This window comes from Pseudomonadota bacterium (assembly GCA_039714795.1).
Classification (GTDB): domain Bacteria; phylum Pseudomonadota; class Alphaproteobacteria; order JAGOMX01; family JAGOMX01; genus JBDLIP01.
The window spans coordinates 1-8,592 of record JBDLIP010000079.1 but is presented as its reverse complement, the minus strand read 5'-3'; the positions used below and the strand labels follow the sequence as shown (position 1 = coordinate 8,592).

8 protein-coding genes are annotated in these 8,592 nt (G+C 42.7%); 5 read left to right on the top strand and 3 right to left on the bottom strand.

What is annotated here, in order from left to right; translation table 11 throughout:
- The first annotated feature begins 328 nt into the window (after positions 1-328).
- The 3 genes from ABFQ95_06205 to ABFQ95_06195 all read left to right on the top strand — a co-directional run bounded on the left by ABFQ95_06205 (position 329) and on the right by ABFQ95_06195 (position 1,785).
- Positions 329-805, top strand: a complete 477-nt coding sequence (locus ABFQ95_06205) for an Hsp20 family protein (protein ID MEN8237116.1) — start codon at positions 329-331, stop codon at positions 803-805.
- A 358-nt stretch (positions 806-1,163) separates the two neighbouring features.
- Entirely contained in the window at positions 1,164-1,409 is a 246-nt protein-coding gene (locus tag ABFQ95_06200) for an AbrB/MazE/SpoVT family DNA-binding domain-containing protein (GenBank protein ID MEN8237115.1), read from the top strand.
- Positions 1,402-1,785: a type II toxin-antitoxin system VapC family toxin gene (locus tag ABFQ95_06195; protein MEN8237114.1), complete on the top strand. Its 384-nt coding sequence runs from the start codon at positions 1,402-1,404 to the stop codon at positions 1,783-1,785. Before ABFQ95_06200 ends, ABFQ95_06195 begins: the two co-directional genes overlap by 8 nt.
- 55 nt (positions 1,786-1,840) lie before the next feature.
- Here the strand turns inward: ABFQ95_06195 and lptD are convergent, their stop codons facing one another.
- From lptD to ABFQ95_06180, 3 genes are read right to left on the bottom strand one after another with little or no spacing between them, the layout of a single operon-like run.
- Positions 1,841-4,063: an LPS assembly protein LptD gene (lptD, locus tag ABFQ95_06190; protein ID MEN8237113.1), complete on the bottom strand. Its 2,223-nt coding sequence runs from the start codon at positions 4,061-4,063 to the stop codon at positions 1,841-1,843.
- A 10-nt stretch (positions 4,064-4,073) separates the two neighbouring features.
- On the bottom strand, positions 4,074-5,168 hold the full coding sequence (lptG, locus tag ABFQ95_06185) for an LPS export ABC transporter permease LptG (GenBank protein ID MEN8237112.1): 1,095 nt from the start codon (positions 5,166-5,168) through the stop codon (positions 4,074-4,076).
- The gene (locus tag ABFQ95_06180; GenBank protein ID MEN8237111.1) at positions 5,165-6,262 is read right to left on the bottom strand and encodes an LptF/LptG family permease; all 1,098 of its coding nucleotides are present in this window, start codon (positions 6,260-6,262) and stop codon (positions 5,165-5,167) included. The genes lptG and ABFQ95_06180 overlap by 4 nt, the downstream gene beginning before the upstream one ends.
- Before the next feature lie 105 nt (positions 6,263-6,367).
- Here ABFQ95_06180 and ABFQ95_06175 point away from each other — a divergent pair, with 105 nt between their 5' ends.
- Together ABFQ95_06175 and rsmA are read left to right on the top strand one after the other, a co-directional pair.
- Positions 6,368-7,639: a peptidylprolyl isomerase gene (locus ABFQ95_06175; protein ID MEN8237110.1), complete on the top strand. Its 1,272-nt coding sequence runs from the start codon at positions 6,368-6,370 to the stop codon at positions 7,637-7,639.
- Positions 7,640-7,650: 11 nt separating this feature from the next.
- On the top strand, positions 7,651-8,484 hold the full coding sequence (rsmA, locus tag ABFQ95_06170) for a 16S rRNA (adenine(1518)-N(6)/adenine(1519)-N(6))-dimethyltransferase RsmA (protein MEN8237109.1): 834 nt from the start codon (positions 7,651-7,653) through the stop codon (positions 8,482-8,484).
- The last annotated feature ends 108 nt before the right edge of the window (positions 8,485-8,592 follow it).

Below are 8,592 nucleotides of genomic sequence, written 5' to 3'. Positions count from 1 at the left end.
GGAAAGGACTTTTACAATAGATTCAAAAAGGGCTCTCAATGGTGGGAAAAATTTAATAAACAGAAAGTCGCAGGAGGTGTAGTATGAAACTAGATTCTTCTAATTAGAGTATACACCTAAGTTTGAAAAATGGGAATTTTTGCCTCTGTAAACTCTGTACAGATAGATTTACACTTTTCCAAAACTCAGGTTAGTTACATTTTCCGCGAATTCAGGTTATCTTACCTAACAGTAGTGGGTGTCTTCGGAGCTCACTACCTTAGTAAGGCTTGGCTATATAGCAAGCTATTGGAGAAATCATATTGCTTAAACGAGAAGGATATGAAACATGACAACATTTGATTTAACGCCGCTTGCGCGCACAAGTATTGGCTTTGATCGTCTGATGGAGATGGTCGATGCGGCAATGCAAAGTGACGGAACGTCTGAGGCTTACCCACCCTACAATATTGAACAGTCTGGTGACGATACGTATAGGATTACCATGGCCGTTGCAGGTTTTGCTGAGGAGGACTTAAGCGTTACTATTCACAGTCATACCCTCATTATCAAGGGGAGGTCACATCCTGCAAACGCAAGTACAAAATATCTCTACCGTGGTATCGCTGGAAGAGCCTTTGAAAAACATTTTCAGTTGGCTGATTTTATCAAGATTGGTGCTGCCTCGCTGTGCAATGGCCTCTTGAGTGTAGAATTGATTCGTGAAATTCCTGAAACTATGCGACCTCGTAATATTGAGATTCAGTCTGAAGATAGCTCTAAATCGTCTGGTCAAGCTGGAAAGATTATTGAGCAAACAGCTTAGCAATGTGATTGAGCTAACTTCCAATTTTAGGCATGGTTCAAATCGAGGTTACGATCTCCTCGGCCGTCGTCCTGGACGTTGCATTTGGAGTTCATGGCCGTAAGGCCAATGAATTCCAAATATTTGTGATTCAGTCAAGTCCGGGATGACGTTCAATGGATCGCAAAGCTTTTTTAATTCGCGTGACTTACAGTCGCACGTTCGGAAAATCAGCGTTTGGGATGATGGTCGAGGCGGTAGTGCCAGCACATACTTTTAATCACACCCCGCGTGTTACTGGCACACATAGCCCCAAAATTTGACATTATTGCTAAAAATGTCATATAATATAATTATGGAGCAGTTAGGGAAAGTTGCAATGTTAGAATTTAGGACTCAAGTTAAAGAAGGAGGCAGAATAGTTCTTCCCTCCCAGATTAGAAAAAAGCTACATATTGATATTGGAGAAGAGCTTTTATTAAAGGTGGAAGATAATGAAATACATGTTATGACTTATACAAGTGTTATTGAAAATGCTCAGTCTGTTACTCGAAAATACAATAAATCAAAACAGAAATTGACGGATCTTCTTTATGAAATGAGACAGGAAGAGATGGATGATTGACTACGTACTGGATGCTTCTGCTTTGTTGGCTCTTGTCAACAGAGAGACAGCAGCAGAAAAAGTTGCTGAAGTTCTTCCTCAATCCATGATGTCATCTGTTAGTGTTTCAGAGTGTGTGGCGGTTCTATCAATGATTGGTATGCCGCATGATGAGATTGAGGATATGCTGTTTGATTTAGTGCCCCATGTGGAAGATTTTACTGTGGAGCAAGCCTTAGAGGCTGCCTATTTAAGGAAAATAACAAAGTCGAAAGGGTTATCTCTTGGGGATAGAGCTTGCATTGCCTTAGGAAAAACCAGTGGTAAGATTGTGATAACAGCAGACAAAATTTGGGATTCTATTGATTGTGGTGTAAAAATCAAGGTTATTCGATAGTGCTTCAGGGCTTTACCAGAGATTTTTTACTTCACGTGAGTGTGTTGTGTGTCTGTCAGCCAATCGCTTGAACTGGCTGAGTCCTATAGGTCGGGGAGAGTTCTTTTTTGTGTCTGATCTGGCCGAGGGTTTTGAAAACCAAGCGGAACAAAAGTGTATGCCCTGGCTGAATGTCTCGGTCTTTGTAGAAACTCTTTGCAACAGAGCTTTCAAATTTAAAACACTCATTTTCATAAATGGCACCCACACGGTGTTCTAAGGCCATGCTATTGCTTCCTAGTTCACGTGTCATGCCTCCAAAAAAAGTCCAATTGTCGATATATTCAGATGCGAGCCCAATGTGCAGTTGTCGTCCCCCTATACCCTCTTCTTCCCCGCGAAAACGTGGTAGGATCAGGTAATCAAAATTTGCTTTCAAAAAGCGGTCTCCCACAGACATAAGCAATTCATTTCTTCTTAAATTTCCTGAAGAACGATCTAAACGAAATCGGTATTGCATATCCATGTAACTGCCAATCTTGACGGAGGTGCGTCCTAAATAATCGGACCAGCGATCTTCAAAACCCGTTTGTCTGAAAGTTTCGCTTGGGTGTTGAAAATTTGCGGTTTGACCGATAAAGAAATTGGCATTTGCAAAGGAAGTATAAAATATTTTTGATTGCAAGCCATAGTTAAAGCGGCTTCCATCATCGATACGGTCCAGTCCAGGATACCTGTTGGGATCTAGCATGTTATAGTCGTTTGGTTCAAGAATAATGCTGTCTTCATTTGGAAATTTTTCCTGACCTCCGAGTTTAGGGGCGCCAACGACGGAAAGAATAGGTTCTACAATGACGTGATGGTTTTCCCCGCGCTGGACAAAGGGATAGCGCCACTCGAGCGAGGCTTGAGGGAAGCCACGACCACGCCACTCACGCTCTTCTTTTTGAGTTTGTTCATCACGTATAAAGTTATCGATATGGTAGACATCTCCCCTTAACAGTGCATTGAGCGTAAACACGTCACCGCGTGAAGTCGTGTAGGGAAATTGCCATCCCCCTGTTACCGATAAACGCCGCATGTCTGTTCCTTTTTGGCGGGTCAAAACAAGGGTATTTGCATCTACGCTCCAGCGGTAGCCAAAACCTTGAGGTCTACTGAGGTAATTAAAGTCTAGACTAGGAAAAATGACTGGAGTTTGTGATTGTCTGTCTTCTTCTCGTATTCCTTGAAAGGCAAGACCTTGGGCATGTAGATAGTTTCGGCCATAAAACCCCTCTGCAAACACAGAAGAATCAAGTGAGTTTTCTGCTGTATGTCCGTAGTAAGGAAATTGCCGCAGATAAGTTTTGTCTGTGCTGCGCACAATGTCAAATCCCCAACGCCAATCAGGATTGATGTTCATGCGTAACATGGTATCAAGGTGACCACGGAATTTCTCCGAGCGCATTTCTGTTGTTGATGAAGTAATGCGCCGTCCAGATCCAAGGCTTCCCTTTAAATTTGTGATCCCGCTGCTAAAACGTTGACGATACTCAGCTCCAAGAAAAGCCCCTCCTTTTGTGGTAACAAGCGGTTGTAAGGTCAAATCTTTATCATCTGCAACTTCAAAGTAGTAGGGCACCATGAAAAAGGTCCCCACCGTGCTCGAAGACGAGTTACCCACTAGTGGAGCCAAAAATCCGCTACGTCTTTTTACTTTTGGATCTGGATGTCTTAAGTAGGGGGTATAGAAGGCGGGAATTCCAAAAATTTCCAACCATGCATCATGGTAGACAACATCTCTTTCTTCTTTATTCCACAGAATTTTTCGCGCTTTCACTTGCCAAAAAGGAGGAGAGTCGGGATTTTCCTTGCAGACTTTGCAGGGAGAGTAGACAGCTTTGTGAAGCTTGAGCTTTGTGCCATCTTGCTGCTGCCCAATTGCAGCGGCAAATTTTGCATCATCTGACAGCAAAACCTTGATATTTCGGACAACCCCATCTTTGAGGTCGCCTGTCAGTTCAGCATAGTTTGCAAAAGAAACATCTCCAGTAGGTTCAGTTAAGGCAACGTTTCCTGAGGCTGTTACGATTCCTGTTTGGCGATTATATGTGACAAGATCTGCCGTTAAGCCTCGGTCCTCCTGAAAAACTTTTACATTTCCTCTAGCACTTATGAGTCCGCGTTCGTGATCAACTTGCAGTTGGTCAGCATACAACAGGACTGGGTCTTCAGTGGATGGTTTATTTGAAAACGCAGTATGGCTTAGCAATGAAAAAGCCATTAGGCACGCAAATAACTTTCGATAAGCATTCATTGTATCCAATTTATCCATCTTCCAAATGCAACAGAACGGCCACTGCTATGAGGGTGCTCAGGCCAAAGGGTGCCCAAGCAGCCAGTGTGAGCGGTAAAGTTGCAGACTGTCCCATTGCGTAGGTAATATCTTTTAAGAAATAAAGCATAAAACCGATCGTTGTCCCAGAGATAATTAGCATTACGGTTCTTCCTTGGCGGATCGGTCTTAACGAGCACACAGCTGCGATAATAACCATTGTGATAAGCCAAAAGGCACGAGCTATAAGTGAATGCCAGTGCAAGCGATATTTATGTCCCGTCAACCCAGATTTTTGCATTAAATGGATCATTTTGGGCAACGACCAAAATGAGAGGACTTCAGTTGTTAACAGGCTGTTTTGTAGTTGGTCTATAGATAAGTCTGTCCTATATCGATAAGAAGGGTATTTTTGAGGGTTGCCATCAACTGGAAAGGTCCACACATTTGTAAGCAGTAGATCACCGTTGTCGAATAGCCCTAACTCGGCGTTCATAAGATTCTTAAGCCGATCCCGATCTGAATATTCTAAAATGCTTACATCTTTGACTTCAAGTTTGTGTGGAGTAATATATCCTACCCGAAGGACGTATGTGTTTTGCGGTGTTGATTGCCTAAACCACAATCCACTTTCGGCAATGGAGAATTGATTGGATCTTCCCAAGAAGTGTTTTTCATTGAGGGAATTATAGCGTGCCATAAAGGCGGAAGATATCGGGTTAATGATGGTAAGGTCAAAGGTCCCCACGAGTGTTGCAGCAAACATTAAAGGGGTTAACATCTGCCAGACAGAGATGCCCGCAGCTCTTGCAACAACGATTTCGTTATTACGGTTAAATTGCCACAGGCAAAACATGGTCGAGAATAAAACGGTAAAAGGTAACAATTGTTGTCCTAGATGCGGAAGTCTTAGAAAGGCCATTTGTGTAATAAGAGAAATGGTCACATGAGGACGCGTCGAGGCTCTGCGTATTAACTCTGAAAAATCGAATAAGAAAATGAGGACTAGAATGCCAAAAAAGAATACAGATAACCAAAACAGAAATGATTTTGTAAAGTAGCGTGAGAGGCTCAGGGGCAATTTCATTTCGATCTTCCTCTTTTTCTCTCAAGTAGTACGGAGAGTGCTAAGAGATTGGTGAGGATAACGATGACATATCCCAGTGGCAATAAGAGAGCAAAACGCTCTGACATATTGGTAAGTGTGATGATCATCATCTGAAAGAGAGTGCACAGACCTACAGAAACAACAACACGCCGAGAGCGAAAACGACGATTAAATTCACCGGACAGCAGAGTGCTCAGTGCAATCAATGCAAAAGTCATAATGTATAAAGGGCTTAGGAGACGCCGATGCCCTTGGGCCCTGAATTTCGCCCTCTGTTGTGGGGTCGTAAGGTGTGGGCTTGGATTGAGTAGCTCAAAAATACTGTGTTCATGAGGTTTGCGATAGCGGGGTTCAGGGGCTTTTTGCTGCGAGAGATTCAAACTGTATTGATCAAAGAAGAGCATCGAAGGAATATTGGTTTTTGGATCTACCCCATGGCGAATGCCGTTGAGTAATATGAGATTGATGCCATTTTGATCTTTTACAATGGTGCCGCGTTCAGCTGTAATAGTGAGTGGAGGATGTTTGTCATCTGATTCTCTTGCGTCATAGAGAATGATCCCAGAGACTTCATTTTCGTTTTCTTGAGCGCGGATGAAAACCATCAAACCCTTGATAGAGTAAAACTCACCAACCTGAAGAATTGATTGCGAAATCATGCCTCGAATCTCGTGTTCTGTATCTTTCAATTGCCCATAAGATTTCGGGAGCAGGTAAAGGCTTGTTCCATACATAAGAATGGTTAGCAGCGTTGCAAGTATCAAGGCTGGTTTTGCCAGTTGCCAGTTGCTGAGACCGATTGAACGCATGACGATTAATTCTTGGTCAGCGGTTAATCGATTATATATGAAAAGTATGGAAACCATGAAGGCTCCTGGCAAGACAACACTGACGAGATCAGGTAGCAGAAAAATTACTAAATAAAAAAAGGTTGTAATCGGCAAGCCCTTATTCACCACAACCTCGATAAACCGTAGCGATTGTGTGAGCCAAACTGCAACAGTTAGTATCAATGTGACAAACAATGTCACAAAGAAAAGTTGACGTAGGACATAAGATGTGGTTTTAAACATATATGTATTAAGATTTAAAACTTGTTTGTACTATTTCGTAAAGATATTTGCTGCATGATCAAGAATCGTTCTATCAATCGTATTTTTCCAAGGTGTAAAGTTGAGATGAAAATTTCTAAGACCCTACTCTATTCGTTTCTGTTCCCAATCGCAATGGTTGGCTTATCCATTAATTATTTTTGTGTTGCTGCAATCAAGCATGAATCTGTTATTGCGGCCGTTGTCAATGAAGGGCATATTTTAAAATCTGAACTGCGTGATCGCGTCAATCTTGTGGCGAGCTCTGGGCAACTTGAAAAAACAGCGGAGGTACGCAAGCAACTTATGGATCAAATCCTAAAGGTCATGATTGATGAACTCTTGCAGATTCAGCTGACTGAAAAGTTTGACCTCAAGGTATCTGACGAGGAATTGGAACAAGAATTTGCTATCCTTGAAGAGCGTAATGGGATGCAAAAAGGTGGTCTTGTGAAATTTTTAGCACATCACAAGATTCCAAAATCGATCCTGATGCAACAGATTAAGGCAGGTTCAGTATGGAGGAATTACATTCGACAAAGATATCGGCCCCTGGTCCAGATCAGTAATAGTGAGATTCAAAATGCTGCAAGACGTGTAGAGAACGAAAAGGGTCAAAATCAGGTTTTAATTGCAGAAATTGTCTTACCATTTGATACGCCGAGTGAAGCCCGCAATGCCAAAATGCAAGCAACAAAGTTGTTACAGCAGCTGCGCAAAGGAGCACAATTTCCCATGGTTGCCCACCAATTTTCTAAATCGGCAAGCGCTGCACGTGGCGGAGATATTGGTTGGATAACGGTCAGTCGGTTGGATGCACCTTTGCGTCAAGCATTAGAGCAGATGAATTCTGGAGGCCTTTCTGAACCAATTCTCAGTGGTGATGCTTATCATATTGTATTAGTTAGAGACCAGCGAGAAGCGGGTAAGTCAGCAGAGAAATTTGTAAGCTTCTTTAAAGTTTTTGTCCCGTGGGCAGAAGGTAGTACCATGGAGCAAAAAGAGCAGCTTTTCAATCGGGTAATGAAGATAAGTAAAACGGCTAAAAGCTTATCTATCCTTAAGCAATTGGTTAAAAGCTTGCCCAAAGTTGATACCAAAATGATGCCTGACACTCGATTGAACTCACTGCATCCTCAGTTGCGCTCTGTTCTAGAAAAACTACCAAAAGGTAAGCCAAGTGAGGCCATTGGGACTCCGATGGGGGTTTTTGTGTTTTTAGTAGATGAGCTGAAGGAAATTCAACCGAATACCGAAGATGAGATTCGTCAGGGATTGCTTGAGAAAAAACTTACTCAGATCTCACAGAGAGAGATGCGCAACCTTCGTCGAGAGGCTTTTATTGATATACGCGGTTAAGTTGACAGAGTATGTCTAACCTGCCTTCGTTATCAGATACAATACGTCGTGCGGGCCTAAAGCCCAGCAAACGACTGGGTCAAAATTTTCTCTTGGATCAAAATCTGACAGATAAAATTGTGTCCGTTGCAGGGGATTTGACTCAGTGCACAGTTATAGAGATTGGGCCAGGTCCTGGAGGCTTGACTCGCAGCCTTTTAGCAGCAGATGCCAAAAAAGTCATCACCATAGAATTTGATCCAAGGTGCAAAGAGATTTTGCAAGAACTCAAATATCACTATGGCGGTCGATTTGAATACATCATCCAAGATGCCCTAACGATTGACGCCAGTGCTCTGGTAGATGACCCTAAAAAAATTGTCGCTAATCTACCCTATAACGTGGCAACCTCGCTTCTGTTGCAGTGGTTGCAACAGATTGAGTCTTTTGAAAGCTTAACCTTAATGTTTCAAAAAGAGGTGGCAGACAGATTGCTAGCCAATCCTCGAACATCAGCTTATGGAAGGCTGTCCGTAATGACCCAGTGGAGGGCCACAGTGGATCGAGCATTTAATGTTCCGGCTCGTGCATTTACGCCGTCTCCCAAAGTTGACTCTACAGTTGTGCATCTAAGGCCTCGAAAAGATTTTGAAGCGGGCGTCACTTGGAGATCTCTCGAAACGGTCACCAAGGTTGCCTTTCAAAAACGCCGTAAAATGTTGCGTTCGACTTTGAGGGCTCTATTTCCTGAAAATTTGGAGAACATACTACGTGAATTAGACATTACTCCTACAGCTCGCGCCGAAGAGCTTTCGGTGCAGCAGTTTGTTAATTTAGCACGTTGTTGGCAGCATAGCCTTGGTTGAGGTACAAAAATCAGGGCTGTTCAGTAAACCTATGTGATTCCCCTGTATCCCAATATATTTGCCAGATTGAGCGAATTTTCGTAGAGTTCCTTCGACACATTTTCTACC